Source organism: Streptomyces spiramyceticus (assembly GCF_028807635.1).
Lineage (GTDB): Bacteria > Actinomycetota > Actinomycetes > Streptomycetales > Streptomycetaceae > Streptomyces > Streptomyces spiramyceticus.
In genome coordinates this window covers 1,541,104-1,566,750 of record NZ_JARBAX010000001.1, presented here as the reverse complement: position 1 = coordinate 1,566,750, position 25,647 = coordinate 1,541,104, and the positions used below count along the sequence as shown (strand labels likewise).

Genomic DNA, 25,647 nt, shown 5'->3' with positions numbered 1-25,647 from the left:
CATGCCGGGGGAGAGCCGGAAGTCGTAGCCCTGTCACGGAGGATCTTCGTCCGCTGTGGGAAGGATCACGGTCCCTCTGCAAGGATCACGGTCCCTCTGTCAAGGGTCACTGTCTCTCTGTAAGGTCCCGCTCCAGTACGGCCGCGAGCCGCGCACCCGCGCCCCGGCTCCTGCCCCCATTCCCGACCAGGCTCCAGCCCCGCTTGGCCCGCGCCTGGTCCAGCCTCAGCGCCGCCGACCGTCCCCGCAGAGTCAGCGTCATCAGTTGGTTGCCGAACCACGGCCCGGACGTCTTGCGCCAGTCGATCCGCGGCGTGTCCACCCTCCCGTGCCGGGCAAGAAAGCGGCCCAGCCGCCGTCCCGTTCCGCTCCATCCGAAACGGAAACCGAGGCGTATGGAGCGGGGAATTCTGTTGTGCACAGGGGAGCAGGTCAGTTGGAGCACCCGCGCTGCCGGTCCCGCCTCCACGCGGCCGTCGAGCCAGGTCGGCTCGGCGACGTACGCATGGTGCACATCGCCCGAAAGCACGCAGATGGTGGCCGGGGCAGCGGGGCCGGAACCGGCCTTCTCTATAAGCCCGGTGAGCCACTCGAAGGACGCCGGAAAAGCCGCCCAGTGCTCCAGGTCCGACCTGCGGCGCAGGTCCTCGCCGAAACGTTCCCACTGCGCGCCGCGTTCGCCCCGGCACAGTGCGGCATTCCACCCCTCCGCGTCATGGATGAGCGGCGGCAGCAGCCACGGCAGGGAGGTGCCGATGAGGAGGTGGTCGTACGATCCCGGGTCCTCCAGCGCCTGATCGTGCACCCACTGCGCCTCGGCGTCGTGGAGCATCGCCCGATTGCCCTCGTCCAGGACACGGGCCGCGCGCGTGTCGACCATGAGGAGCCGTACCCGGCCGAAGTCGCGGCGGTAGCTCCAGCGCGCGCACGCCGGGTCGGCGTCGGCCTGCGCCGAGAAGCGGCGGAGGGCGTCCGTTCCGTCGGGGGTGGACCGTACGGCCGCGTACAGCTCGTCCGCCGCCAGCTCGGCGGGGGAGAGATTGCCCAGGTGCTGATAGACCCAGTACGACATCAGGCCGCTGAGCACCCGCTCCCGCCACCAGGGCGTGGCGCGCATCTCGGCCAGCCATGACGCACTGGTGTTCCAGTCGTCGATCACATCGTGGTCGTCGAAGATCATGCAGCTGGGGACGGTGGACAGCAGCCAGCGGACCTCGGGGTCGAGCCACGACTCGTAATAGAGCCGGGTGTACTCCTCGTAGTCCGCGACCTCCGCGCCAATGGGGTCTCCCCTGCTCGAGCGAAGCCGAGAGCTTGGGGAAGGCTCCCGCAGATCCCGCCGCGCGGCCAGCCAGCGCCGCGTCGCCTTCGACGTCTCGTCGGCGTACACCTGGTCGCCCAGCAGGATCAGTACGTCCGGACGCACCGCCGTCGGGTCGGCGGCGAGGCCTGCGGCGAGCGTGTCCAGGGCGTCGGGGCCGACGGGGTCCCTCTCGCCGGCGGGCGGTGCGGTCCACCGGCAGGAGCCGAAGGAGACACGCACCTCCGCCGCAGGTATCGAGGGTGTACGGATGGTGCTCGGGGGGAAGCGGGAGTCTTCGAGCGGCCACACCCGGCGCCCGTCGAGGAGCACCTCGTACGCCGTCTCGGAGCCCGGGCGCAGCCCCGTCACCGTGACCAGCGCGTAGTGGTGGCCCTCGATGTGGAACGTACGGGACGAGCCGCCCGCGCCGCCCTCCTCGCACCGCACCTCCGCCGTACAGGGCCGGTCCGCCTCGACCCATACGGTCGCGGCGTCACCGGCCTCGCGGTCGACGTGCCGCAGCAGTGGTCCCAGGCGCAGCCCTGCTGCCATTGCAATGTCCCCTCCGTCGTCCCGCACGTACGGTACGGAACGACGGAGGAGATCGGCTAGGTTCCGCTACACCCAGGTGTCAGCAGCCGTTGAGGACGGACTGCAGGGCGGACTTCTCGGCGGAGTCCATGCTGAGGCCCCAGTACTGCTTCACGTGGACCCACATCCGGGCGTAGTAGCAGCGGTAGGACGTCAGCGGCGGCAGCCACTCGGCCGGGTCGAGGTCGCTCTTGGCCTGGTTGACGTTGTCGGTGACGGCGATGAGCTGCGGGCGGGTGAGGTCGTTGGCGAATTGCTGGCGCTTGGAGGTGGTCCAGGAGTTGGCGCCGGAGCGCCAGGCCTCGGCGAGTGCGACGACGTGGTCGATGTCGAGGTCGGAGGCGGCGGTCCAGGTGGCGCCGTCGTACTCGGAGTACCAGCTGCCGCTGACGGCCGCGCAGGAGGAGTCCTGGACGACGTTCACGCCGTCGCGCTTGAGGACGGTCTCGCGGGTGTTGCACGTGCCGGACACCGTGCTCCAGTGCGGGAAGAGGTCACGGCTGTAGCCGCTGGAGGAACCTTCCGCCTTGGGGGTCACCGTGGCCAGGTACGAGCGGGCGGCGGAGGCGCTGATGGGGGTCGGCGGGGCCGCCTGGGCGGCCGGGGCGGTGGCCAGAAGGCCGGTGAAGGTCATGGCGACGGACGCGAAGAGCACGGCTATTCGACGCGCGTAGACACCTGACATGCGAACTCCCTTGATGTGGGGGGCCTTGGCCGGACTGCCCCTGTTGGGGCCCGGCCATCGTGGCGGCGCCAGGTTTCCTGGGGATGGGCGCCAGGTAACAGGGTGGCGACATGAGCACGTCACATCAAGTGTTCTGACGTCCCGACACGGTTCCCCCACCGCCCTAGAGTTGGGCCGTGCCCGCCCTGCCTGTACGCCCTCTCGCCGCCGACCAGGTTCTACTGCCCGTCAACTTCACCCTGGGCGCCGTCCTTGCCGTGCTGCTCGCCGTCGCCGTGACAGTGGTCGCGTTCGCCCGCCTCTCCGAGGACGGAAGCCGCGGCAGCCGGTCCCGCGCCGTTGCAGTCGCGGGCCTGCGCGCCGCCGTCCAGCTCGTCGCCGTGGCCCTCCTGATCGGGTGGGTCGTACGGTCCGGGTGGCTGCTGCTCGCGTTCCTGACGCTGATGTACGCCGTCGCCGTACGCACCGCAGGGCGCCGTATCACCGACAACGCGACCTGGTGGTGGGCCGCCCTGCCGATCGGCGCGGGCGTCGCCCCCGTTGTCGCGGCGCTCCTGCTGACCGGGCTCGTACCGCCCGACGGCATCGCGCTCGTCCCCGTGACCGGCATCCTCATCGGCGGCGCGCTCACCGCGACGGTGCTGGGCGGACGCCGGGCACTCGACGAGCTGGCGACGCGCCACGGGGAGGTGGAGGCGGGGATGGCGATCGGCCTGCTGGACCGCGAGGCCCGGCTGGAGATCGCCCGCCCCGCCGCGTCGGACGCGCTGCTGCCGGGCCTCGACCAGACCAGGACGGTGGGCCTGGTCACCCTGCCGGGCGCGTTCGTCGGCATGCTGCTGGGCGGGGCGTCGCCGATGCTCGCCGGGATTGTGCAGCTGTTCGTGCTGGTCGCGCTGCTCGCGGTTCAGGCGGTGGCGGTCGCTGTGGTGCTGGAGCTGGTGGCGCGGGGGCGGCTGTACCGGTCGCGTACCCTGTACGGAGCAGAAGGGGAGTAGCTCTTCGCCGGACCGTCGACATACTGCTGAGCACGCCTCAGCCGGCGCCCGGAGGCGGACATGATTTCGGGCCCTACGGTCCTTTCAGTCCGCCAGCGAGACCTTCGGCCGCAGTGTTGTTGTCTTTTACGACGCTGCCGTGCCGAAGCGACCCCTGATCACGATCATGCAGGTCTCGTCACTCGGTACGGGCAGCCCGACCGATTGAGGACCCCAGCCCCATGATCAGTTTTACCGTCATGGCGATCACCTTCGGCACCGTCTTCCTCGCCGAACTCCCTGACAAGACCGCTCTGGCCGGTCTCGTGCTCGGCACCCGTTACCGCGCCTCGTACGTCTTCGCGGGCGTCGCCGCTGCCTTCGCACTGCATGTGGCGCTGGCCATTGCGGCGGGCAGCGTACTGACGCTGCTGCCGCACCGGCTTGTGCAGGCGGTCGTCGGCGTCCTGTTCCTCGCGGGCGCGCTGGTACTGCTCTTCAAGAAGGACGACGGCGAGGAGGAGGTCAAGGCCCCCGCCGACCAGTCCTTCTGGAAGGTGTCGGGCGCGGGCTTCATGCTGATCCTGGTCGCGGAGTTCGGCGACCTCACCCAGATCATGACGGCGACCCTGGCCGCGCGTTACGACAACCCGCTTTCGGTGGGCTTCGGCGCGGTGCTCGCGCTTTGGGCGGTGGCGGGAATCGGGATCGTGGGCGGACGCACGCTGATGAAGTACGTGCCGCTGCGGCTGATCACAAAGGTGGCGGCGGGGCTGATGCTGGCGCTGGCGGGGCTCAGTCTGTACGAGGCGGCTGCGGGCTGACGGGTGCGGTGCGGTGCGGGGTGCGGGTGCGTTGAGTGGTGCGGGTTGCCTGCGGCGCAGTTCCCCTACCCGGCCCTTCCCGGCTGTGACATGTGCGGCTGCCGCCGCGTGGGGGCAGGCCCCGGGCCCCCGGAATCTGCTCCGCCCCCCGGCCCGTCACTCCGCCCCGCGCGCCACATGCAGCCGCACTGTCCCGTCCGGCAGCGCCTCCACCCGTACCTGCGTCAGGTCGTCGACGTGCACAGTCGGGTTGTGCGCGCCCGCGCGCGGGCCCACGCCCACCACGCGCATACCGGCCGCCTTGCCGGCCGCGATGCCCGCCTCCGAGTCCTCGAAGACGACGCAGTCCGCCGGGTCGTGGCCCAGTTCCGCCGCGCCCTTCAGGAAGCCCTCCGGATCCGGCTTGCTCGCGCCCACCATCTCCGCCGTGACCCGCTCCCGCGGTATCGGCAGGCCCGCAGCCGTCATGCGTGCCTGGGCCAGCGCCTCGTCCGCCGACGTCACCAGGGCGTAAGAGAGGCCGGTCAGGGAGGTCATGAACGCCGGGGCGCCGGCGATCGGTACGACGCCGTCGACGTCGGAGGTCTCCTGGGCCAGGAGCTCGCGGTTGTCGGCGTAGTTCTGCTCGACGGGGCGCTCCGGCAGCAGGACGGCCATGGTCGCGTACCCCTGGCGGCCGTGTACGACCTTGAGGGCCTCCTCAGGGTCCAGACCGTGCGCCTCGGCCCATCGCCGCCACACGCGCTCGACCACCGCGTCGGAGTTGACGAGCGTGCCGTCCATGTCCAGGAGGAGCGCGTGGGCGTTCAGAACGGTGGTGGCCGGCATCGGCGTACTCCAGAGCGCAGGAGAAAGAGAACAAGCGGCCCCGCCCGCCGGTCAGGGAATACGGGCGGAGGCCACTTTGTTCCATCACTATACAAAACGAGGGAGCCGGCGCCACCCCGCCCCCCTCACAGTCGGCGGTCAGGGCTCTTCGGTCTGTGCCTCAAGGGCGCGGCGCGTGTTCGGCCCGTACGTGCCCTCGGGGTCGCCCTCGACGGACATGTACGACTGGAACGTCCGTACGGAGTCCTCCACGCGTTCGCTGAAGTGACCGTTTTCCGGGCCGCTGTACAGCCGGATCTGGCTCAGCCTGTCCTGCAGTTCCACGACTTCCGGCCCTCTGTCGCCCCTGCTCAGCGTGACGCCGCTCGTTTCCGGCTCTTCCTCCACCGCGCCAGTGGCCCGCGCAGTGGAAGGCGTCGCCGACGGGGTCGCAGTGACCGGCCGCGATGAGCTGGGGCTGGGGCCGGCGCTCGCGGTGAGAGAGGCGGAGGGGGAGGGGGTTGCCGAAGGGGACGTCGAAGTCGAGGCCGAGGCCGACGGGGACTTCGATTCCGCCGCGGACTCCGAGGCGGACCGCTCCGGGCCGTCGCTCGCGCTCGGCGCGCTCGTCACCGTGTCCGGCAACGCCCGCTCCTCCTCCTCGACCCCGGTGAACACCCCGCCCGCAAAGGCCGCCGTGCCCACCACGGCCACCGCCGCCGTGCCCACCGCGAGCCACAGCGCGGCGGGACGCCTCCGCTGCCGTGGATGTCCGGACGGCTCCTCGAAGGGGGAGGGAAAGGCGAAGGGGTCGTTCGCGGGGTCGTTCACGGCGTCCATCGCCGCCGTGCCGTCGGGCTCAGCCCCCGAACCGCTCACCACGCCCAGCGGCATCGTCACAGCCGCATCCCCGTCGAGGTACGCCACCACCGGCCTCGGCGGCGCCTCGCCCGGCGCGGGCTCCTCCAGCGTGACGTACGGGCGTATCCGGAGCGGATTGAAGTCCTCCGCCGCGGCCACTTGGGCCGTCCGCTCCGCCCTCACCGCCTCCGCCGTCCGCTCGGCGCACTCGCAGCCGGGTCTGCCGTCGTCCGACGTCGACCCCCTGTCCGTACCGCACTCAGGACATATGTGTCCGTTCACCGTGGGTCCCCTCCCTCGAACTGCCAGCGATTATGCAGACCCGCCGACGGGATTCCCACCGGCCCCACCCGTCGCCGCAGACTCGGCAGGCCATATCGGCCCATAACAATCACCATGGAACGTAGGTGCAGGGACGTCCCCAGGGACCGAGGAGAAGTCCATGGCTCACCAAGCGAGCGGACCCCCGGCGGTGGCCCCGGGCGCCGGTCCGGGGCCCGGTCCCGAAGCGGGCCCGGGCGACAGCCGACGGACCGTCCTCGTCGCCATCGGCGCGCTGCTGCTCGGTATGTTGCTCGCCGCCCTCGACCAGACCATCGTCTCGACCGCTCTGCCGACGATCGTCAGCGAACTCGGCGGCATGGAGCACCTGTCCTGGGTCGTCACGGCGTACATGCTCGCCGCGACCGCCGGAACCCCACTGTGGGGCAAACTCGGTGACCAGTACGGCCGCAAGAAGCTCTTCCAGGGCGCGATCGTCATCTTCCTGATCGGCTCCGTGCTGTGCGGTGTCGCGCAGAACATGCCGCAGCTCATCGCCTTCCGCGCGCTCCAGGGACTGGGCGGCGGCGGCCTGATGGTGCTGTCGATGGCGATCGTCGGCGACCTGGTGCCGCCCCGCGAACGCGGCAGGTACCAGGGCCTGTTCGGCGCGGTCTTCGGCGCGACCAGCGTCCTCGGGCCGCTGCTCGGCGGCCTCTTCACCGAGCACCTCAGCTGGCGCTGGGTCTTCTACATCAACATCCCCGTCGGCATCGTCGCGCTGCTCGTGATCGCCGCCGTACTGCACATCCCGGTCCGCACGACCCGGCACACCATCGACTACCTCGGCACCACCCTCATCGCGTCCGTCGCCGTCTGCCTCGTCCTGGTCGCGTCCCTCGGCGGCACCACCTGGGCCTGGGGCTCGGCGCAGATCGCCGGGCTCGCGGCCCTCGGCGCCGTACTGCTCGCCTGGTTCGTCTCCGTGGAGCGCAAGGCCGCCGAGCCCGTCCTGCCGCTGAAGCTCTTCCGCATCAGGACGTTCACGCTCGTCGCGGTCATCAGCTTCGTCGTCGGCTTCGCGATGTTCGGCGCGATGACCTACCTTCCGACGTTCCTGCAGGTCGTGCAGGGCGTCACGCCCACCATGTCCGGCGTGCACATGCTGCCGATGGTGCTCGGCATGCTGATCACCTCGACCGCGTCCGGCCAGATCGTCAGCCGTACGGGCCGCTGGAAGGTCTTCCCGATCACCGGTACGGCCGTCACCGCCCTCGGCCTGCTCCTCCTCCACCAGCTGTCCGCGACCAGCGGCGACTGGGCGATGAGCGCCTACTTCTTCGTCTTCGGCGCCGGGCTCGGCCTGGTCATGCAGGTACTGGTGCTGGTCGCCCAGAATGCCGTCAGTTACGCCGACTTGGGCGTCGCCACCTCCGGCGCGACGTTCTTCCGCTCCATCGGCGCGTCCTTCGGCGTGGCCATTTTCGGCACCGTCTTCACCAACAGGCTGGTCGACAAACTCGATCATGCCCTGGAGGGACAGCAACTGCCGCCCGGCATCGGCCCCGACCAGGTCGCGGCCGACCCGCGCGACATCGCCCAGCTCCCGCCCGACCTCCAGCCGCCGGTCCTGGACGCGTACTCCACATCCATCACGGACGTCTTCCTGTACGCCGCCCCTGTCGTCCTGGTCGCCTTCGTCGTCGCCTGGTTCCTCAGGGAGGACAAGCTGCGCGGCTCGGTGACCGCGCCGGACGCCGGACAGACACTGGCATCCAACCCGGTCGAGCGTTCCTCGTACGACGAATGCGCACGCGCCCTCTCGGTGCTGGCCACCAGGGAGGGGCGCCGCAGGGTCTACGAGAAAATCACCGCTGAGGCGGGCTACGACCTGCTGCCCGCGGCCAGCTGGCTGCTGCTGCGCATCAAACGCGAGGGCGCGGTCGAACCCGCCTTCCTCGCGGACGTCACCCCGGTCCCTCTGCGGGTCATCACCGACGCGTCCCGCCAGGTCGAGGAGCGTGGCCTCGCCCGCCGCGAGGGTCTGCAACTGCTGCTGACCGACGAGGGGATGGAGGTCGCGGGGAAGCTCGCCCAGGCCCGCGAGGAGTCGCTGTCGCAGATGCTCGGCGACTGGTGGGGGCCCGACCGGCCGACCGATCTGGTCAAGCTGGTCGAGGAGCTGAACGCCGAGGTGAGCGGCACCGACGCGGACCGGCCGTACAGCCCGGGCCCCAAGAGGGACCACTCGATCTGACGGACTACGAGGCGGTCCGGCCCACTGACAGGGCCCACTTACAGGGTCCGCTTACAGGGTCTTGGCGAACCAGTGCTCGGCGTACTGCCCGTCGTTGAAGGCCGGGACTTCCTCGTATCCGTGCCCGGCGTACAACGCACGCGCCTCGACCAGGTCGTTCCTGGTGTCCAGCCGGATCTCCTTGACGCCCAAGTCGCGGGCAGCCGCCTCGATAGCGGCCAGCAGGAGCCCACCGCCGCCGCTGCCGCGGAAGGCGGGGCGTACGTACACACGCGTCAGCTCGGCGGTGTCCGCGTCGACCACGCGCAGACCGGCACAGGCGGCGGCCGTGCCCTCGTACCGGCCGACGACGAACGCGCCCGTGGGGTGCAGGAGCCGCTCGACGCCGTCGTCGGTGAGCCCTTCGTCGATCTCCTGGGCGGTCGCCGGGCGCCCCCAGTAACGGCTGGCCACCTCGTCGTAGTAGTCGCGGCGCAGCGCGGTCGCGTCAGGGGTGTCGTAACGCTCGGCGGCGATGCTCCAGTTCATGATCACCTCTGTACCCGAGGAGTGCGCTGTTTGGCGACCGATTTTGCGGCTACACGAGGTGTGACAAGCCATTCGAAAACCGACAACCGGGAAGGCAGCCAGCCATGTCAACAGTCTGGATCATCGCCCTGATCGCGGTGGTCGTCCTCGTCGTTGCCGCCGCCGCAGTCATCGTCTTCCGACAGCGCAGGGGCGGCGGCGGGCACGGGCTGAAGCGGCGGTTCGGTCCCGAGTACGACAGGGTCGTGGCCCGCCATGACGGCGACACGAAGGCGGCGGAGCGGGAGCTGAGCGAGCGCGTCGAGCGGCACGGGTCGCTCGAACCGCGGCCGCTCACACCCGAGACGCGTGAGCAGTACGTGGCCCACTGGGCCGGAATCCAGGAGGAGTTCGTCGACTCTCCGCAGCGCGCAGTCGCCGAGGCCGACCGGCTGCTGGCGCGGCTCGCGGCCGACCGGGGGTTCCCGGACGGCAGCCAGTACGACGAACAGGTCGCCGCACTCTCCGTGCACCACCCGGAGCACGTGGGCGGCTACCGCGAGGTGCACCTCGCGGCGCACGGCGAGGGCAGTACGGAACAGATGCGTGCGGCCATGATCGAAGCGCGGGAGCTCTTCGAGGACCTGGTCACCGCCAAGCCTGCCGACAGCGGCAAGCACCGCCCGCAGCACGCCTCGCACGACAGGACCCGCGTGGGCCGCACCCGCGCCGCCCCGTGGTTCGCGGGCTCGGGCGGCCGGCACCACCACCATGCGAAGGGGAGCGGGGCCTGATGACATACGAAGCCGAACACGAAACCGGACGCGAGGCCGTGATCGCGCCGGAGACCGTGACCGGACCGAAGACCGGCACGGAGCCCGCCCCGAACCGGCTGCTCGCCCAGGGTGAGCGCGACAAACTGACCCTGCGTCTCCAGCAGGCCGTCAACACCTTCGTGGACGGCCCGAGGCGCGCGGTCGAAGAGGCCGACAGCATCCTGGAGGAGACCACCCGCAGGCTCACCGAGAGCGTCGACGAACGGCGCCGCTCCCTCCGTACGACCTGGGCGGGCGAAGACCGCCAGGCCGAGACGGAGGATCTGCGGATCGCCCTGCGCACCTACCGCGAGGTGACGGAACGCCTGCTGCGGATCTGACGAGGCAAGACTGGGACGTAAGACGTAAGGACGTAAGGAGTGGCAAGGAGGCCCCTGCAGGTCCTCAGGAAGGTCTCAGGAAGGTCCTCAGGTAGGTCCTCGGAAAGGCTCTCAGGCCTTCTTCGGGGCGGCCTGCTGGACCACCTCGAACGACCACAGCGTGGAACCGGAGGCGGCGGGCTTGGGACGCTCGCCGCCTTCACCGCTGCCGCCCTGCCCACCGCCCTGGCCGCCCCCCTGGTGGGCGGCCTTCATCGGCCCCTCCATCCACGCCTGGAACGAAGCCTCGTCCGCCCACCTGGTGTAGACGAGGTACTGCTCGGTGCCCTCGACGGGCCGCAGCAGTTCGAACCACTCGAAGCCGTCGGAGTTCTCCACCGACCCGGCCCGGGAAGCGAAGCGCTTCTCCAGAACCTCTCGCTGTTCGGCCGGCACGGTCAGCACATTGATCTTCACAACGCTCATGCCTCTCATCCTGCCGTACATGCGCGAACGGGTGCTCCAACTCCTCCCCCTGTGATCCATGTCGCGCTCCCCATACGGAACCGGGCAAGGTGTGCACCAGCGCTCTTCGGAAAAAAACTGGATGACGGTCAGGCGAAGACCGGGTTGCCTGCGTCTTCTGCTCAGGGCAGTGCGAGCTCTACGCACCCACGGGAAGGGTGCCGGGGACGGCTTGGAGGGTCGGCGCGAGTGGCGAAGGCGGAGCAGGGGCGGCCGGGCGGTGCGGTCGGCGCCATCGGGGTGGGCGCCAGAGTCGGAGCGGCGCGGATCGCCCTCTGGGCCGTCGTAGCCGTCCTGGGAGTCCGGCAGATCGCGACGGTGCTGCGGACGCCGCCCGGGGAGCGCCTCACCGATCTGGAGACCTGGATCGGCGAGCGCGGCGTTCTGCGCGTGACGGGCTCGCTCTACGAAACCGACCGGTTCACCGGCACACCCTTCGCCGGGCTCGTCCTCAAGCCGCTTGCCCGTTCGGCCGAGCAGAGCCTGGGCGTCGCCTGGACTTTCGGAACGCTGCTCCTCGTCGCCGCCCTGGGTGTGGCAGCCGCCCGTGCGCTGCCCGGCCCCGTCTCGCGGCGCACGGCGCTGCTGGCCGCGCCCGTCGCCATCAGCCTGCTGATGCTGTCGCTGCCCGTCCGCAATACGCTCCACCTCGGCCAGACCAGCATCATCCCGGTGCTCCTGGTCCTCCTCGGCTGCTTCCAGGCGCGCGGGGAACGCAATTCAGGCATGCTCATCGGCATTGCAGCGGCCCTGCAGCCCGCCGTGCTCCTGTTCGCGCCGCTGCTGTGGCTGACAGGGCGAAGACGCACCGCGCTCAACACGGCGACCACGTTCGCCGCCTGTACGGCGCTGGCGTGGGCGGCGATGCCGCAGGACTCGTGGACGTACTGGGTGCACCATGTCGTGGGCGCCGGGCTCGGCGGGAACCCCGGCACCCTCGCCAACCAGTCGGTGCACGGCGCCCTGCTCCGGCTCGGCCTGTCGGGCCCGCTGGAGATCGCGCTGTTCCTGCTGCTGGCCACGGCCGTCGTCGTAGTCGGACTGCGGCGTGCGGTGCGGTACGCCAAGGACGGGCAGTTGCTGCTCGCCGTCGCGCTGACCGGCTGTGTCGCCGTCGCCGTGTCGCCGACGGCCTGGCAGCACCAGCTGCTGTGGGTGCTGCTCGCGGTGGCCGGCCGGGTCGGCAAGCGGGCATCGGACCGGATGGTGTGGCCCGCGGCCGTCGTCCTGGTGATGTCCCTGCCGGGCGAGATGTTGCTGCCCAACATGACGGTGCTCCACCCGCTCCGCGACAATGCGCTGCTGGTGGCGGCCCTCGCGGCGGCCTGCGCGGTCCCCTTCACGTCCAGGACGTCGCCGTACTGGCAGACCCCTGTCCCCACCGACTACGCGAAACCCGTACCGGGCCGCTGGAGCTGGGTGCCGCTGGTCCCGTTCTGGCGCCGGGTCCTCAGCCGCCCCAGCCTCCTCCTCGAACTGCTGCTGATCCGCGTCGGCTACTCCGTCTACTCACATGTGCGCGTCGCCGCGAACGGCGGCCGCGCCGACGCCGAGGAGCACGCACGGCAGATCCTCTCGATGGAGCAGTTCCTGCACATCGACATCGAGCACTGGGCCAACCAGGTGGTCGTCGAGGTCCGCTGGCTCGAAGTCCTCCTCAGCTTCCACTACACGTCGTTCCACTTCCTGGTGCCGCTGGTGATCCTCGGCCTGCTGTACGTCCGCAGCCCCGCCGACTACCGCTGGGCCCGCACCTCGCTCGCCCTCGCGACGGTGATCGCGCTGATCGGCTTCTGGCTCTACCCGCTCGCGCCGCCCCGCCTGATGCCGGGCCTCGGTTACGTCGACACGGTGCACGGGCCGCAGGACTTCGCCAATCCGGAGTACGGCGCGATGACGGCGGTGACCAACCAGTACGCGGCGATGCCCTCACTGCACTTCGGCTGGTCGCTGTGGTGCGGGGTGATCGTGGTGCTGCTCGCACCGAAGCTGTGGATGAAGCTGCTGGTGATGCTCCACCCGCTGCTCACGCTCTGCGCGATCGTCGCCACCGCCAACCACTGGGTGCTGGATGCGGTGGGCGGGGCGGCGGTGGTGGCCGCGGGCTTCTGGCTGACGTACGCGCTGGCGGGCCCGCGCGGCCTGGTTCTGTCTTGTCAGGGAGGTCAGCCCGGTTCTGCGGAAGCCCCGGTCCCCATCGCGGAAATGTGCGGCGGCACGGAAGTCCCGGCCGGGAGCGCGGGATCGGGCTGCGGTACGTCGAAGTAGCTGCACACGGGGACCACCCCGGCCCACAGCCCCAACTCGCCGTCGGGCCCGTCCCCGTCCTCCGGCGGGCCCGCCACGATCTTGACGGACGCCTCGTCGAGCGGCAGCGCAAGCAGTGAAGTCATTTCTCCACCGATTCAGTCGAGCTGACCTGGCAACTCGACTCTTTCAGTTGAACGGCGGATGACTCAAGAGATGGGGGCGAGGCATGTTGCGGCCTCGCCCCCGAGGCGGATCGTCGCGTTCAGCCAGGATCCACCGGAGCGTCGTAGATCACCACTTGAGGGGTCCCGGCGAGAGGTGGGGGCGGAGCGTAGGGGGATGAGCCCCCACCTCCCATGTCCGGGGTCGGCCGGAAGGGTCCGGCCCCGTTCAGGGGTGGCTGACCTGGAGTTCCTTGATGCCGTTGAGCCAGGCCGAGCGCAGCCTGCGCGGGTCGCCCGCGAGTCGCAGGTCCGGCAGGGCGTCCGCGATCGCGTTGAAGATGAGGTTGATCTCCAGTACGGCCAGCGACTTTCCGAGGCAGAAGTGCGGTCCGCCGCCGCCGAAGCCGAGATGCGGGTTGGGGTCGCGGGTGATGTCGAAGGCCTCGGGATCGGTGAACACCTCGGGGTCGTTGTTCGCCGAGGAGTAGAAGAGGCCGACGCGGTCGCCCTTCTTGATGTCCTGACCGCCGAGTTCCAGGTCCTGGGTGGCCGTCCGCTGGAAGGAGACCACCGGCGTCGCCCAGCGCACGATCTCCTCGGCCGCCGTCTCGGGACGCTCCCGCTTGTAGAGCTCCCACTGCTCGGGATGCGTCAGGAAGGCGTGCATGCCGTGGCTGATCGCATTGCGCGTCGTCTCGTTGCCGGCCACCGCCAGCAGGATGACGAAGAAGCCGAACTCGTCGGAGGCCAGGTTCCCTTCACCCTCCGCCGCGACCAGCGCGGACACGATGTCCTTGGCCGGGCACTCCTTGCGGGCGGCCGCGAGGTTCATCGAGTACGAGACGATCTCCATGGCCGCCTCGGTGCCGACCTCTTCGGTGATGGCGTACTCCGGATCGTCGTACGCCGCCATCTTGTTGGACCAGTCGAAGATCTTGATCCGGTCCTCCTGCGGTACGCCGATGAGTTCGGCGATGGCCTGGAGGGGGAGTTCGACCGCGATGTTGGTGACGAAGTCGAAGGAGCCGTCGGACGAGGCGTTCGAGATCGCCGTGTCGACTATTGAGCGCGCGCGGTTGCGCAGGGCGTCTTCGAGGGAACGTATGGCGCGCGGCGTGAAGCCGCGTTGGACGATCTGACGGACCCTCGTGTGCTCCGGCGGGTCCATGTTGAGCATGATGAGCTTCTGGACCTCGATCTGGTCGCGGCTGATCGTCTCGTTGAATCGGATGACCGCGGTGTTGGTGTTCGAGGAGAAGAGTTCCGGGTGCGTGGATACGTACTTGACGTCCGCGTGCCGCGTCACCGCCCAGTAGCCCTCGTCGTCGAAGCCGGAGATGCCGGGCGGCTGCGCGCACCACCACACCGGGGCGGTCTGCCGCATCCGCGCGAACTCCGGATGCGGTACGCGGTCTTGGAGCAGGTCTGGGTCGGTGAAGTCGAACCCTTCGGGCAGCGCAGGGCAGTGCATCGGCAGCTCCATGTCTGTCTGACGGCCCATCAGAAGTTGCCCGGAATGTAGTAACGAGTTCTACAAGTGGCAAGGGTCGCGGCTCCATCTGTTGCGTGTGGAGAGCGTGTACAAGCCGTGCAAGACCCTTGCGCTGCCGGGTGCCACTCATGAGACTGCTGAGAGAACTAGAACGCGTACTAGTTCGAAGCCTGCCGTGGGCGCCGGGACGTCCTACGGGTTAGGAGAGGACGAGCTCATGGCCGCGGAACCCGTCATCGTCGAAGCCGTACGCACCCCCATCGGCAAGCGCGGAGGCGCGCTCGCCAACCTCCACCCGGCCTATCTGCTGGGCGAGACCTACCGCGAACTCCTCGGCCGTACCGGCATACACGCCGACTGCGTCGAGCAGATCGTCGGCGGTACGGTCACCCACGCCGGCGAGCAGTCCATGAACCCGGCGCGCAATGCCTGGCTCGCGGTCGGGCTGCCGTACGAGACCGCCGCGACCACCGTGGACTGCCAGTGCGGCTCGTCCCAGCAGGCCAGTCACATGGTGGCCAACATGATCGCCGCCGGGGTCGTCGACGTGGGCATCAGCTGCGGCGTCGAGGCCATGTCTCGGGTTCCGCTGGGATCGGGGTCCAAGCACGGGCCCGGGAAGCCGTGGCCGGACGAGTGGAATGTCGACCTGCCCAATCAGTTCGAGGCTGCCGAGCGGATCGCCCGTAACCGAGGGCTGACACGCGAGAACGTCGACTCGCTCGGACTCATCTCGCAGGAACGGGCCGCGACCGCCTGGGCCGAGGAGCGCTTCAAGCGCGAGACCTTCGCCGTACAGGTGCCGACCACCGAGGAGGAACAGGCGGCAGGGCAGGGCATGTGGCGGCTCGTCGACCGCGACGAGGGGCTGCGCGACACGTCGATGGAGGCGCTGGCGGGGCTGAAACCAGTGATGCCGACCGCGGTTCACACGGCCGGCAACTCTTCGCAGATATCGGACGGCGCGAGCGCCATCATGTGGGCGTCCAAGCGGATGGCGCGGGCGCTCAAGCTCAAGCCGCGCGCCCGCATCGTCGCCCAGGCGCTGGTCGGCGCGGACCCGCACTTCCACCTCGACGGGCCGATCGACGCGACCCGGGCGGTGCTCGGCAAAGCGGGCATGTCGCTCAAGGACATCGATCTCGTCGAGATCAACGAGGCTTTCGCCTCAGTGGTGCTGAGCTGGGCTCAGGTCTTCGAGCAGGACCTGGAGAAGGTGAACGTCAACGGCGGGGCGATCGCGCTCGGCCACCCGGTGGGGGCGACCGGCGCTCGGCTGATTGCCACCGCCCTGCACGAACTGGAGCGGCGCGACAAGGAGTTCGCGCTCATCACCATGTGCGCGGGCGGTGCGCTCGCGACGGGGACGATCATTCAGCGGCTGTAGCGGGGGTGGCCGGCCGGGGGTGGCTAGCCGGGGGGGGGCTGGCCGATTGGCTCAGTACCAGCCGTTGGACTGCCAGAAGCCCCAGGCCTCGCACGGGCTGCCGTAGCGCTCGTTCATGTAGTCCAGGCCCCACTTGATCTGGGTGGCCGGGTTGGTCTTCCAGTCGGCGCCCGCGGACGACATCTTGGAGGCGGGCAGCGCCTGGACCAGGCCGTAGGCGCCGGACGAGGCGTTGCTGGCCTGCGGGTTCCAGCCGCTCTCGTGCGAAACGATCTTGTCGAAGCACTGGTACTGCGCGTTGTCCGGGATCATCTTCTTCGCGATCGACTGCGGGGTCGCGGCTGCGGCCTCGGAGGAGCCGGCTCCACCCATCACCACGCCCACGGAACCGAGGAGCGCGGCGGCGCCGACGGCAACGGACTTCTGGCGGGCGGAGAGGCGGCTGGCGAAGGAGAAGGACACGTGGATGCCTAACGTCGGGAACAAGGGATGTCGCGGCGCGGGCCGTTGCGGCCGGTGGCGCTGCGCTCGGCGACTGCTCCAATGAAGCAGGCCTGAGAGCCCGCTGCAATCACCCTGCTTACTAGCAGAACCGGCAAATTGGGCATAACGGCCTATGGGTGCGCTAGCGCCTGTCTGTGCAGGTCAGATGGGTGCGACGGGGTCCCTTGAGGGGTCCGTGCGCCTACTACCCGGGCTAGTTGAGGACCAAGGTCCTGTGGGCCCTCTCACCGCCCGGGACCGTCAAATGTGACCTGCGCCTCGAAGGCCGCACGGCGCGTTGCCCGGCGCAGTGCCTTGAGGAGCGTCGTGCCGAGCGTGAGCGTCAGTACGACGGTGAGCGTGGCCCGGCCCAGGTCCCAGCCCAGCGAAGTGGCCATGCAGTACGCGAGGAAGCGGGCCAGGTTCTCGTGCAGCGGATCGTCGGGGTCGAAGGAGATGCCACTGGAGTCGCTGTCCATGTACGGCCAGCCCTGGAGGTTCGTGACGGCGCCGTAGAGGAAGGCGGCGACGCATCCGTACGCCGCCAGCATCGCCAGCTCCGCGCGGCCGCGCAGCCTCTCCGCTCCGGGCAGCAGGCCCGCGCCCATGGTGAACCAGCCCATGGCCAGCATCTGGAACGGCATCCACGGCCCTACACCCCCCGTGAGCAGCGCGGACGCGAACATCGTCACCGAGCCGAGTACGAAGCCGAAGCCCGGGCCGAGGACGCGGCCGCTCAGCACCATCAGGAAGAACATCGGCTCCAGACCCCCCGTCCCCGCCCCGAGCGGGCGCAGCGCCGCCCCCACGGCGGCCAGCACCCCCAGCATCGCCACGGCCTTCGCATCGAGTCCGGAGTCGGAGATCGTCGCCACCACGACCGCGACCAGGAGCGGCAGCAGGGCGGCGAACAGCCAGGGGGCGTCCTGCGAGTGGGCGAGCCCGGAGGCGGAGTCGGCCAGCAGCGGCCAGCCGAAGGCGATGACGCCGATCGCGCTGACGAGCAGGAGTGCGGCGACCGACCGGGGGCCGAGCCGCACGGGGCGCGCGGTGGTCATACGGCTCCTCCCAGTGCGTCGCGTACCTGCGCGACGGTCAGCCACTTCTGCGGCGCGAGGATCTTCGCGACCTGCGGGGCGAAGGCGGGGGAGGAGACGACGACCTCGGCCGTGGGACCGTCCGCGACGACCTCGCCGTCGGCGAGGATCACGACGCGGTGGGCGAGCTCTGCGGCGAGCTCGACGTCGTGCGTCGCCAGTACGATCGCGTGCCCGTCGGCGGCCAGGGCGCGCAGGAGCCCGACCAGGCGGGCCTTCGCCGCGTAGTCCAGGCCGCGGGTCGGCTCGTCGAGGAGGAGGAGCGGGGGGCGCGCGGTGAGCACGATGGCGAGGGCCAGGGCGAGGCGCTGGCCCTCGGACAGATCGCGCGGATGCGTGGCGTCCTGTACGTCCGGGAGGAGCGCGGTCACCAGTGCGCGGCAGCTCCCGGGCTCGGCGCTCGCGTCGCTGTCGGCCGCCGCGCACTCGGCGGCGACGGTGTCGGCGTACAGCAGATCGCGCGGCTCCTGCGGGACGAGCCCGACCCGGCGGACCATCTCGCGGGGGTGGGTGCGGTGGGGGGTGCGGCCGCCGACGCTCACGGAGCCGGATGTGGGCTCGATCATGCCGACGAGGGTGGAGAGGAGGGTGGACTTGCCGGCGCCGTTGCGGCCCATGAGGGCGATGGTTTCGCCCGGGGAGACGGCCAGGTCGATCCGTCGGAGGGCCTCGACGCGGTCGCGTCGGACGCCGAGCCCTGCGATGGCTGCGATGGGGTGCGCCTGCGGCGGGCTCTCCCCTACCCGCCCCTTCCCGAACTGGGGGCAAGCCCCCAGACCCCCTGTACGCCCTCCGGGCGTGTCCTCAAACGCCGGACGGGCTGAAATACCCAGTCCGGGCCAGGAAAACCAGCCTTTCCGGCGTTTGAGGAGCGGGGTCTGGGGCGGAGCCCCAGTTCGGGAAGGGGCGGGGTGGGGAACAAAGTCCGGCTCCGCGCCGGCCAGCCGTGCCCGCAGGTCCGCCGCCCCCCGCCGCGCATCCCGTACAGAAAGGGGCAGCGGGTCCCAGCCCGCGAGGCGCCCAAGCCCCACCACTGGCGGATGCACGGGCGACATCGCCATGACAGAGCGGGGGTCACCGATGACCGGCGCCTCACCCGGCCCCGCCAGCAGAATGACCTGGTCCGCGTACTGCACAACCCGCTCAAGCCGATGCTCCGCCATCAGCACCGTCGTACCGAGGTCGTGCACCAGACGCTGCAGCACCGCGAGGACCTCCTCGGCCGCCGCCGGATCCAGCGCCGACGTCGGCTCGTCCAGGACCAGCACCTTCGGGTGCGGCGTCAGGACCGAGCCGATCGCCACGCGCTGCTGCTGGCCGCCGGACAGGGTGGCGATCGGGCGGTCCCTCAGCTCCGCCAGGCCCAGCAGATCCAGCGTCTCCTCGACCCGGCGTCGCATGACGCCCGGCGCGAGGCCCAGCGATTCCATGCCGTACGCCAGCTCGTCCTCGACGGTGTCGGTGACGAAGTGCGCGAGCGGGTCCTGGCCCACTGTGCCGACGAGATCCGCGAGTTCGCGCGGCTTGTGCGTACGGGTGTCACGGCCGTCGACCGTGACGCGGCCGCGCAGGGTGCCACCCGTGAAGTGGGGTACGAGCCCGCAAACCGCGCCCAGCAGAGTCGACTTGCCGACCCCCGACGGGCCGACGAGCAGTACGAGTTCACCCTCGGGCACCGTGAGATCGACGCCCTGGATCGCGGGCGCGGCAGCATCGCCGTAGCGGACCGACACATTCTCGAACCGGATCACAGGCCTTTATTCGCTTTCTGTACGGGGGCCACGGGAACCACAGGGGCCAGGGGAGCCACAAAAGCCGGCAGCAAGCCGATCAGGACGGACGCCGCCGGCCAGAGCGGGAACTCCGGCGCCACCAGCGGCACAACCCCCGGATGCAGCCCCTCCGGATCGCACGAACCCGCCCGGATCATCAGCGCCGCGACCGCCGCACCCGACCCGGCCACGAGCCACGCCCGCACACCCCACTCGTCGGGCCGGTAGCGGGTACGGACGCTGCGCCGGCCGCCAAGCCGCAGGCCCGCCATCGCGGCCACGAGCCCGGCCACCAGGACCGGCAGACCGTACGCCGCCCCCTCGGCGGCCAGCAGCCCGTACGACCCGGCGCAGACACCGAGCAGCCCGCCCAGCGTCAGCGCGGTCGTCGTACGGCGCACTGCGGGCGGGACCTGGGCGGTGCGCCCGTAACCGCGCGCGTCCATCGACGCGGCCACCGCGACCGACCGTTCCAGGGCGCCCTCAAGTACGGGCAGCCCGATCTGGAGGACGGCCTTGACGCCACCGATCGGACGGCCGCGCAGGCGGCGCGCGGTACGCAGTCGTACGACGTCGGCGACCATGTTCGGCGCGAAGGTCATCGCGACGACGACCGCGACCCCGGCCTCGTACAGTGCGGCGGGCAGGGACTTGAGCAGCCGCGCCGGATTGGCGAGCGCGTTCGCGGCGCCCAGGCAGATCAGCAGCGTGGCCAGCTTCGCCCCGTCGTACAGGGCGAAGACCAGTTGTTCGGCCGTCACCCGCCCGCCGATCCGTACGCCCTGCGCCCAGCCGGGCAGCGGCACTTCGGGCAGCGAGAAGACGGTGTGGATGCCCGGGATCGGTGAGCCGAGGAAGGCCGAGAAGACCAGCCGGATCCCGATGACGACCAGCCCGAGCTTGACGAACGCCCCGTACGAACGCGCCCACGGCGCATCCGTCCTGCGCGCCGCCACCACGTACCCCGCCACCCCCACCAGCATCCCGAGCAACAGCGGGTTGGTGGTCCGGGAAGCGGCTGCGGCGAGCCCGAGCGCCCACAGCCACCAGGCCCCGGCGTGCAGGGCGTTGCTGCGGTTCGCTTCGGGCGCGCGGAGGGCCTTGGAGGTCACGAAGTCAGAGAGGTCAGAGAGGGCAGCGAGGCCATGGACGTCATCGAGCTCAGCCGATTCCGCGTCATCCGCGTCATCCGCGCCGGCGCCGCGCCCGCCACACCCCCGCCGCGCCCAGCCCGAGCACGGCGGCGAGGCCGACGAGCAGCCCTGCGGAGGGTCCGCTTCCGTTGCCGTCGACAGTCTTGACGGAGATGGCGGGCCGGGCGGACATGTCCGCGCCCCCGTCGGACACCTGCTCCCCGCAGCCCGTCTTCGGGTACCCCGACATCGCGCAGAGCAGCGCCATGCTGTTGTAGCGCAGCGGCTTCGCCACCGAGGCGAGCGCGTCGGCGCTCGTCGCGTCCGCGCCGACCCGTACGCATGCGGTACGCAGCGCGGGCGGCCGCTCGCCGGCCGGGGCGTCGGCCGCCGTACCGGGGTCGATGACGAGCGCGATCCGCTTGGAGCCGCCGTCGGAACCGGCCTTGGCGGACTCGGGCGACTTGCCGCAGATCGCGTCGAAGTCGGCCGCGCGGCGCGGCTTCGCGGAGTCCTGCGAGTCCTCGCTCACCGAGAACCGGAAGCCGATCACATCACCGTCGGCGGGCCGCAGGGCGGCAGGCCCTTGCGTCGCGTACGTCCACTTCCCGCCGTCGCCGACCCAGAACGACCAGTAGCGGTAGCCGGTTGCCGCCTGCGCGGAGCCCGCCCCGCCGCCCAGCACTGCAAGAGCGACGCCGAGCGCGAGGACGAGCGGGAGGACGGAGGCGGCAAGCCGGGTACGGGTCACAGCTGCGCGTTCTTCTTCTTGCGGCCGCTGAACAGGATGCCGACGCCGACGCTGGCGATGAAGAAGACCGCGACGATCCACCACCCGGCGAAGCCGCCGTCGCCGTCCGCACTGTCCTTCTTCTCCTCACCGGCCTTGGTCTCCTGCGGCGCGGGCCCGTTCGCGTTGAGCTCCTTGACCAGGTCGGTGCCGCCGAAGTTGCGGGGGTCGGTGCCGGTCGCGTTCGCGGCGAAGACCAGCTGGGCGTACGCGGCCGGGCCGTTCTCCTTCGCCCACGCCGCGGAGTTCTTCTTCAGCCACTCCAGCGGCTTCTTCGCCTGGTCGGCCCCGCCCTGCGCGGCCAGTGCGACGACGGCGTCCGCCGTGTTGCCGAAGTCGGGCTGCGCCTTGGGGTTCTCGGCGCCGGGCATGGGCGGAGTGTCGAGGTGCCCGGTCTTGGCGAGTACGCCGGTCAGGTACGCCGCGCCGTTGGCCGCAGCCTGCGCGGGAGTCGGCTTCCCGGCCGCCTCGGCGCACTCCGCCTTCGCGCCGTCCTTCTTGCCCTTGGCGGCCGCCCCCTGGCCGAGCGCGCCCAGTACGCCCGCCGCTGTCGCGTCGTCGTTGGGGGCGAGCTTCCCGGCCTTGTCCGGCTGGTACGCGAACGCGCCGCCGCCCTTCTTCGCGTCGCACGGGATCGCGAACGTCACGAGCGCGTCGTACGGCGACTTGCCCTTCTGCGACTTCACCTCGCCGGGCTTCTCGCCCGCAGCGGCCAGCGCGCCGATCACGACCGACGTGGAGTTGGAGTCGCTCGGGCCGCCCGGGTTGTAGCCCCAGCCGCCGTCCTGGTTCTGTGCGGACGTCAGCCAGCCGACGCCCTTCTTCACGACGGCGTCCTGCCCGCCGAGCGCGCTCAGCGCCTGCACGGCGGCCGCGGTGGCATTGCTGTCCATCATGGTCTTCGCGGTGCACGGCTCGGCGGCGTCGGCGCGGAAGGACGCGAAGCCACCGCTGTCGCACTGCTGCCCGGCCAGCCAGTTCACGGCCTTCGCGGCGGGCTTGACGCCCACCGTGTCCTGGGCGAGCAGGGCCAGCGACTGCCGCCAGACACCGTCGTACGTCGGGTCCTTCGCGCCGTACAGACCGGACGGCACCACGGGAGGCTTGGGGGTGGGGGCAGCGACCGCGACCGGGGCGGCGGCAGCGCACAGTACGGCGGAAGCGGCGAGCACTGTGGCTGCGCTGCGGCGAAGGGTCATGACGGGCGGGGGCCTCTCCTGCTGAGGAGCCGGGCACAAGCACGCAGACCACGCACCAGGCTCCGGCCCCGTATACCTCGACGGTGCCGAGCCAGTCATGCCGGACCGGGTGTTCCGACTCACCGCCCCACCAGGAGCGGCTTACGGTTGCGGGTCAGTGCCGGATTTGCACCGGCTTCCCCCAGGACGGGCATGATGACGACGTGCCCACTCTACCGACCCGTAGCAAGCAGGCCCGGGGCGGGCGTGGGGCTCCGCTGCTCATACGGCGATGTACGTCACCGGGTCGCTGCCCGGCACCGCCTCCGCGTGGCCCAGCTTCACCAGGTGCCGCAGATGGGCCTCGGCCTCAGAGACGGCGATGTTCCGCGACCCGTACGGGATTTGGTCCCAGGGCCGGTTCCACTCCATGCGCTCGGCGAGCTGCCACGGCGTGAGCGGGTTGGCGAGGAGTGCACGGAGACCGGTGAGGCGCTCGTCATGGTGGGCGAGGAGGGCTTCGACGCGGCCGGGGGCGTCGGTGAAGGCATGCTGGTGGGCGGGGAGTACTTCGGCCGGGGTGAGGCGGGCGATGCGCTCCAGGGAGTCGAGGTAGTCGCCCAGGGGGTCGGTGACGGCGTCGTCGTCGGGGTCCTCGTACAGGCCGATGTGCGGGGTGATGCCGGGCAGGAGGTGGTCGCCGGAGAAGAGGCGGCCGTTGCCGGGCAGGCCCGCCGGGTGGGTCTCTTCCAGGTGGAGGCACACATGGCCGGGCGTGTGGCCCGGCGTCCAGACGGCGCGCAGGCGCCGGCCGGCCAGGGGCAGCAGGTCGCCGGGGACGATCTCGCGGTCGGGGAGGGCCGCCCTGAGGCCGGGGAGGGTACGCATGCGGCCGGATTCGCGGGCGGCACGGAGGGGAGCGAGGTGGTCGTAGGGCGCCCCGGCCGCGGTGAGTTTCGCGGTGATGTAGTCGAGCCAGGTGCCCGGTTCCGCGCTGCGGGTGCGGCGTACGACTTCGGTGTCGGCGGCGTGCATCGCGATCCAGGCGCCGGATACGTCCCGTACCTGCCCGGAGAGGCCGTGGTGGTCGGGGTGGTGGTGCGTGATGACGACGCCGTGGATGTCGGTGACGGCCACGTCGAGGGAGGCGAGACCTGCGGCCAGGGTGTCCCAGGAGGCCGGGTCGTCCCAGCCGGTGTCGATCAGGACCGGGCCCCGGTCGGTGTCGAGCAGGTGCACCAGGGTGTGGCCGAGGGGGTTGTCCGGGATGGGGACCTTGATGGACCACACGCCACCGCCGTGCTCGGTCACCTGCGACATGTGTCCCCAATCCCTCAGCACTAGAACTCGTTCCAATAGTCGCCCAGGTCGACTTCTTTGCAAAGGGGCCGGTCCATGGACTCCCGCCACTAGAACTGGTATCAGTTCTGAAAGACCGTCAGCTGCGGGTGAAGGCGAGGCGTCAGTTATGACCGAGCTTGTGGAGCACGGAAAGCTGTACATCGGCGGGCAGTTGGTGGATCCGCTGGGCACGGATGTCATCGAGGTGATCTCGCCCCACACCGAGCAGGTCATCGGCCGCGTACCGCACGCGTCCCGGGCCGACGTCGACCGTGCGGTCGCCGCCGCGCGCACCGCGTTCGACGACGGCCCCTGGCCGAGGATGTCGCTGGACGAGCGGATCGCGGTCGTCACGCGCATCAAGGACGCCATCGCGGTACGGCACGAGGAGATCGCCAGGTCGATCAGCTCCGAGAACGGTACGCCGTACACCGCGAGCGTGATGATGCAGGCGCTCGCCGCGATGATGGTCTGGGACGCGACGATCACCGTCGCGCGCGACTTCCCGTACGAGGCCCGGCGGAACGGCGTACTCGGCTCGATTCTCGTACGGCGCGAGCCGGTCGGCGTGGTCGCGGCCGTCGTGCCGTGGAACGTCCCGCAGTTCACGGCGGCGGCCAAGCTCGCGCCCGCGCTGCTCGCGGGCTGCACGGCCGTGCTGAAGGTGTCGCCGGAGACGCCGCTCGACGCCTACATCCTGGCCGAGATTGCCACCGAGGCGGGTCTCCCCGAAGGGGTCCTCTCCATCATTCCGGCCGACCGCGAGGTCAGCGAATACCTGGTCGGGCATCCGGGGGTCGACAAGGTGTCGTTCACCGGCTCGGTGGGGGCGGGCAAGCGCGTCATGGAGGTGGCCTCGCGCAATCTCACCCGCGTGACGCTGGAACTGGGCGGCAAATCCGCCGCCGTGATCCTGCCGGACGCGGATCTGGCGACGGCCGTCGCGGGCATCGCCCCGTTCGCCTGGATGATCAATGGCCAGGCCTGCGTGGCCCAGACCCGCATCCTTGTCCCGCGCTCCCGCTACGACGAGTTCGCCGACGCGTTCGCCTCGGCGGCCGGCGCGCTGAAGGTCGGCGACCCGCTCGACCCGGCGACCGAAGTGGGTCCGCTCGTCGCCCGGCGCCAGCAGCAACGGTCCCTCGACTACATCAGGATCGGCCAGGAGGAAGGCGCGAAGATCCTTACGGGCGGCGGCCGTCCGGCGGGCATGCAGCAGGGCTGGTACGTCGAACCGACGCTCTTCGGCGGGGTCGACAACTCGATGCGCATCGCCCGCGAGGAGATCTTCGGCCCGGTCATCTGTCTTCTCCCGTACGACGACGAGCGCGAGGCGGTACGGATCGCCAACGACTCCGAGTACGGGCTCAGCGGCAGCGTATGGACCGCCGACGTCGAGCACGGCATCGACATCGCACGCCGGGTCAGGACCGGCACGTACTCCGTGAACACCTTCAGCATCGACATGCTCGGCCCCTTCGGCGGCTACAAGAACTCCGGCGTGGGGCGGGAGTTCGGGCCAGAGGGGTACAGCGAGTACCTGGAGCACAAAATGATCCACCTGCCGGCGGGCCACGGGGAGGCGTGATGGGAGACCGCTGGCACGTCGAGGTCGACCGGGGCGTGTGCATCGGCTCCGGTATGTGCGTGAACCTGGCCCCGGGCGGATTCGCCCTGGACACGGCCCGCCAGTCGCACCCGTCCGAACCGGACATGGACGCGAACGAAAAGGTGCTGGCGGCGGCCGAGGGCTGCCCGGTCGAGGCGATCGCGATCACACTGCTGGAGGGCGGGGAGCCGGTCTTTCCACCTGAGGAGTAGACCGGT

The 25,647-nt window shown here is 70.6% G+C and carries 23 protein-coding genes and 1 riboswitch; of the genes, 9 read left to right on the top strand and 14 right to left on the bottom strand.

The window, feature by feature from the left end:
- Positions 1–106: 106 nt before the first annotated feature.
- Both PXH83_RS07040 and PXH83_RS07035 read right to left on the bottom strand, forming a co-directional pair.
- Entirely contained in the window at positions 107–1,855 is a 1,749-nt protein-coding gene (locus tag PXH83_RS07040; protein ID WP_274557876.1) for an alkaline phosphatase D family protein, read from the bottom strand.
- Between the two features lie 79 nt (positions 1,856–1,934).
- Positions 1,935–2,579, bottom strand: coding sequence for an HNH endonuclease family protein (locus PXH83_RS07035; RefSeq protein ID WP_274557875.1), 645 nt, complete (start codon positions 2,577–2,579; stop codon positions 1,935–1,937).
- A 176-nt stretch (positions 2,580–2,755) separates the two neighbouring features.
- On the opposite strand from PXH83_RS07035, the gene PXH83_RS07030 reads away from it, so the two are divergent.
- On the top strand, positions 2,756–3,577 hold the full coding sequence (locus PXH83_RS07030) for an ABC transporter permease (protein WP_274557873.1): 822 nt from the start codon (positions 2,756–2,758) through the stop codon (positions 3,575–3,577).
- Positions 3,578–3,798: 221 nt separating this feature from the next.
- The gene (locus PXH83_RS07025) at positions 3,799–4,380 is read left to right on the top strand and encodes a TMEM165/GDT1 family protein (RefSeq protein ID WP_274557872.1); all 582 of its coding nucleotides are present in this window, start codon (positions 3,799–3,801) and stop codon (positions 4,378–4,380) included.
- Between the two features lie 156 nt (positions 4,381–4,536).
- Here the strand turns inward: PXH83_RS07025 and PXH83_RS07020 are convergent, their stop codons facing one another.
- Both PXH83_RS07020 and PXH83_RS07015 read right to left on the bottom strand, forming a co-directional pair.
- Positions 4,537–5,208: an HAD-IA family hydrolase gene (locus tag PXH83_RS07020; protein WP_274557871.1), complete on the bottom strand. Its 672-nt coding sequence runs from the start codon at positions 5,206–5,208 to the stop codon at positions 4,537–4,539.
- Between the two features lie 138 nt (positions 5,209–5,346).
- Positions 5,347–6,330, bottom strand: a complete 984-nt coding sequence (locus tag PXH83_RS07015; protein ID WP_274557870.1) for a peptidoglycan-binding domain-containing protein — start codon at positions 6,328–6,330, stop codon at positions 5,347–5,349.
- A 160-nt stretch (positions 6,331–6,490) separates the two neighbouring features.
- Between PXH83_RS07015 and PXH83_RS07010 the strand changes: the two genes are divergently transcribed.
- Positions 6,491–8,566 (top strand): MDR family MFS transporter, encoded by a 2,076-nt coding sequence (locus PXH83_RS07010; protein ID WP_274557869.1) that lies wholly within the window; start codon positions 6,491–6,493, stop codon positions 8,564–8,566.
- 51 nt (positions 8,567–8,617) lie between these two features.
- On the opposite strand, the gene PXH83_RS07005 is transcribed toward PXH83_RS07010, so the two are convergent.
- Complete coding sequence (locus tag PXH83_RS07005; RefSeq protein ID WP_274557868.1) at positions 8,618–9,094, bottom strand: GNAT family N-acetyltransferase; 477 nt, start codon at positions 9,092–9,094, stop codon at positions 8,618–8,620.
- Positions 9,095–9,198: 104 nt separating this feature from the next.
- On the opposite strand from PXH83_RS07005, the gene PXH83_RS07000 reads away from it, so the two are divergent.
- Both PXH83_RS07000 and PXH83_RS06995 read left to right on the top strand, forming a co-directional pair.
- Positions 9,199–9,867 (top strand): hypothetical protein, encoded by a 669-nt coding sequence (locus PXH83_RS07000; protein ID WP_274557866.1) that lies wholly within the window; start codon positions 9,199–9,201, stop codon positions 9,865–9,867.
- Complete coding sequence (locus tag PXH83_RS06995) at positions 9,867–10,229, top strand: hypothetical protein (protein WP_274557865.1); 363 nt, start codon at positions 9,867–9,869, stop codon at positions 10,227–10,229. Before PXH83_RS07000 ends, PXH83_RS06995 begins: the two co-directional genes overlap by 1 nt.
- 111 nt (positions 10,230–10,340) lie before the next feature.
- Here PXH83_RS06995 and PXH83_RS06990 read toward each other — a convergent pair whose 3' ends face one another.
- On the bottom strand, positions 10,341–10,694 hold the full coding sequence (locus PXH83_RS06990) for an antibiotic biosynthesis monooxygenase family protein (protein ID WP_214916665.1): 354 nt from the start codon (positions 10,692–10,694) through the stop codon (positions 10,341–10,343).
- 228 nt (positions 10,695–10,922) lie between these two features.
- Between PXH83_RS06990 and PXH83_RS06985 the strand changes: the two genes are divergently transcribed.
- Entirely contained in the window at positions 10,923–13,001 is a 2,079-nt protein-coding gene (locus tag PXH83_RS06985; RefSeq protein WP_420803125.1) for a bifunctional glycosyltransferase 87/phosphatase PAP2 family protein, read from the top strand.
- A 372-nt stretch (positions 13,002–13,373) separates the two neighbouring features.
- Here PXH83_RS06985 and PXH83_RS06975 read toward each other — a convergent pair whose 3' ends face one another.
- The gene (locus tag PXH83_RS06975; protein WP_274562708.1) at positions 13,374–14,618 is read right to left on the bottom strand and encodes a cytochrome P450; all 1,245 of its coding nucleotides are present in this window, start codon (positions 14,616–14,618) and stop codon (positions 13,374–13,376) included.
- Positions 14,619–14,856: 238 nt separating this feature from the next.
- Here PXH83_RS06975 and PXH83_RS06970 point away from each other — a divergent pair, with 238 nt between their 5' ends.
- Positions 14,857–16,026, top strand: a complete 1,170-nt coding sequence (locus tag PXH83_RS06970) for a steroid 3-ketoacyl-CoA thiolase (RefSeq protein ID WP_214916647.1) — start codon at positions 14,857–14,859, stop codon at positions 16,024–16,026.
- A gap of 51 nt (positions 16,027–16,077) precedes the next feature.
- On the opposite strand, the gene PXH83_RS06965 is transcribed toward PXH83_RS06970, so the two are convergent.
- The 7 genes from PXH83_RS06965 to PXH83_RS06935 all read right to left on the bottom strand — a co-directional run bounded on the left by PXH83_RS06965 (position 16,078) and on the right by PXH83_RS06935 (position 23,799).
- The gene (locus PXH83_RS06965) at positions 16,078–16,488 is read right to left on the bottom strand and encodes an aggregation-promoting factor C-terminal-like domain-containing protein (RefSeq protein WP_274557860.1); all 411 of its coding nucleotides are present in this window, start codon (positions 16,486–16,488) and stop codon (positions 16,078–16,080) included.
- 266 nt (positions 16,489–16,754) lie between these two features.
- A complete protein-coding gene (locus tag PXH83_RS06960; RefSeq protein ID WP_274557857.1) occupies positions 16,755–17,567 on the bottom strand; it encodes an ECF transporter S component in 813 nt (270 codons plus the stop codon).
- Positions 17,564–19,357, bottom strand: a complete 1,794-nt coding sequence (locus PXH83_RS06955; RefSeq protein ID WP_274557856.1) for an ABC transporter ATP-binding protein — start codon at positions 19,355–19,357, stop codon at positions 17,564–17,566. The genes PXH83_RS06960 and PXH83_RS06955 overlap by 4 nt, the downstream gene beginning before the upstream one ends.
- Complete coding sequence (locus tag PXH83_RS06950) at positions 19,354–20,490, bottom strand: energy-coupling factor transporter transmembrane component T (RefSeq protein ID WP_274557855.1); 1,137 nt, start codon at positions 20,488–20,490, stop codon at positions 19,354–19,356. The genes PXH83_RS06955 and PXH83_RS06950 overlap by 4 nt, the downstream gene beginning before the upstream one ends.
- A 73-nt stretch (positions 20,491–20,563) precedes the next feature.
- Positions 20,564–21,262 carry an SCO2322 family protein gene (locus tag PXH83_RS06945; RefSeq protein ID WP_274557853.1) on the bottom strand — a complete coding sequence of 233 codons (699 nt, stop codon included), beginning with the start codon at positions 21,260–21,262 and terminating at the stop codon, positions 20,564–20,566.
- The gene (locus PXH83_RS06940) at positions 21,259–22,500 is read right to left on the bottom strand and encodes a prenyltransferase/squalene oxidase repeat-containing protein (RefSeq protein WP_274557852.1); all 1,242 of its coding nucleotides are present in this window, start codon (positions 22,498–22,500) and stop codon (positions 21,259–21,261) included. The genes PXH83_RS06945 and PXH83_RS06940 overlap by 4 nt, the downstream gene beginning before the upstream one ends.
- 107 nt (positions 22,501–22,607) lie before the next feature.
- Positions 22,608–22,682: riboswitch (cobalamin riboswitch) on the bottom strand.
- Between the two features lie 79 nt (positions 22,683–22,761).
- Positions 22,762–23,799: an MBL fold metallo-hydrolase gene (locus PXH83_RS06935; RefSeq protein ID WP_274557851.1), complete on the bottom strand. Its 1,038-nt coding sequence runs from the start codon at positions 23,797–23,799 to the stop codon at positions 22,762–22,764.
- 148 nt (positions 23,800–23,947) lie between these two features.
- Between PXH83_RS06935 and PXH83_RS06930 the strand changes: the two genes are divergently transcribed.
- Together PXH83_RS06930 and PXH83_RS06925 are read left to right on the top strand one after the other, a co-directional pair.
- Complete coding sequence (locus tag PXH83_RS06930; protein WP_274557850.1) at positions 23,948–25,408, top strand: aldehyde dehydrogenase; 1,461 nt, start codon at positions 23,948–23,950, stop codon at positions 25,406–25,408.
- Positions 25,408–25,641: a ferredoxin gene (locus PXH83_RS06925; protein WP_274557849.1), complete on the top strand. Its 234-nt coding sequence runs from the start codon at positions 25,408–25,410 to the stop codon at positions 25,639–25,641. Before PXH83_RS06930 ends, PXH83_RS06925 begins: the two co-directional genes overlap by 1 nt.
- Positions 25,642–25,647 lie beyond the last annotated feature (6 nt).

What these genes read in the sequence shown, in the direction of transcription:
- PXH83_RS07035 (WP_274557875.1), bottom strand. Translation starts at nt 2,579, where the DNA reads ATGTCAGGTGTCTACGCGCGTCGAATAGCCGTGCTCTTCGCGTCCGTC.
- PXH83_RS06970 (WP_214916647.1), top strand. Translation starts at nt 14,857, where the DNA reads ATGGCCGCGGAACCCGTCATCGTCGAAGCCGTACGCACCCCCATCGGC.
- PXH83_RS07025 (WP_274557872.1), top strand. Translation starts at nt 3,799, where the DNA reads ATGATCAGTTTTACCGTCATGGCGATCACCTTCGGCACCGTCTTCCTC.
- PXH83_RS07020 (WP_274557871.1), bottom strand. Translation starts at nt 5,208, where the DNA reads ATGCCGGCCACCACCGTTCTGAACGCCCACGCGCTCCTCCTGGACATG.
- PXH83_RS06960 (WP_274557857.1), bottom strand. Translation starts at nt 17,567, where the DNA reads ATGACCACCGCGCGCCCCGTGCGGCTCGGCCCCCGGTCGGTCGCCGCA.
- PXH83_RS06925 (WP_274557849.1), top strand. Translation starts at nt 25,408, where the DNA reads ATGGGAGACCGCTGGCACGTCGAGGTCGACCGGGGCGTGTGCATCGGC.
- PXH83_RS06940 (WP_274557852.1), bottom strand. Translation starts at nt 22,500, where the DNA reads ATGACCCTTCGCCGCAGCGCAGCCACAGTGCTCGCCGCTTCCGCCGTA.
- PXH83_RS06935 (WP_274557851.1), bottom strand. Translation starts at nt 23,799, where the DNA reads ATGTCGCAGGTGACCGAGCACGGCGGTGGCGTGTGGTCCATCAAGGTC.
- PXH83_RS07040 (WP_274557876.1), bottom strand. Translation starts at nt 1,855, where the DNA reads ATGGCAGCAGGGCTGCGCCTGGGACCACTGCTGCGGCACGTCGACCGC.
- PXH83_RS07005 (WP_274557868.1), bottom strand. Translation starts at nt 9,094, where the DNA reads ATGAACTGGAGCATCGCCGCCGAGCGTTACGACACCCCTGACGCGACC.
- PXH83_RS07000 (WP_274557866.1), top strand. Translation starts at nt 9,199, where the DNA reads ATGTCAACAGTCTGGATCATCGCCCTGATCGCGGTGGTCGTCCTCGTC.
- PXH83_RS06995 (WP_274557865.1), top strand. Translation starts at nt 9,867, where the DNA reads ATGACATACGAAGCCGAACACGAAACCGGACGCGAGGCCGTGATCGCG.
- PXH83_RS06990 (WP_214916665.1), bottom strand. Translation starts at nt 10,694, where the DNA reads ATGAGCGTTGTGAAGATCAATGTGCTGACCGTGCCGGCCGAACAGCGA.
- PXH83_RS07010 (WP_274557869.1), top strand. Translation starts at nt 6,491, where the DNA reads ATGGCTCACCAAGCGAGCGGACCCCCGGCGGTGGCCCCGGGCGCCGGT.
- PXH83_RS06930 (WP_274557850.1), top strand. Translation starts at nt 23,948, where the DNA reads ATGACCGAGCTTGTGGAGCACGGAAAGCTGTACATCGGCGGGCAGTTG.
- PXH83_RS06975 (WP_274562708.1), bottom strand. Translation starts at nt 14,618, where the DNA reads ATGCACTGCCCTGCGCTGCCCGAAGGGTTCGACTTCACCGACCCAGAC.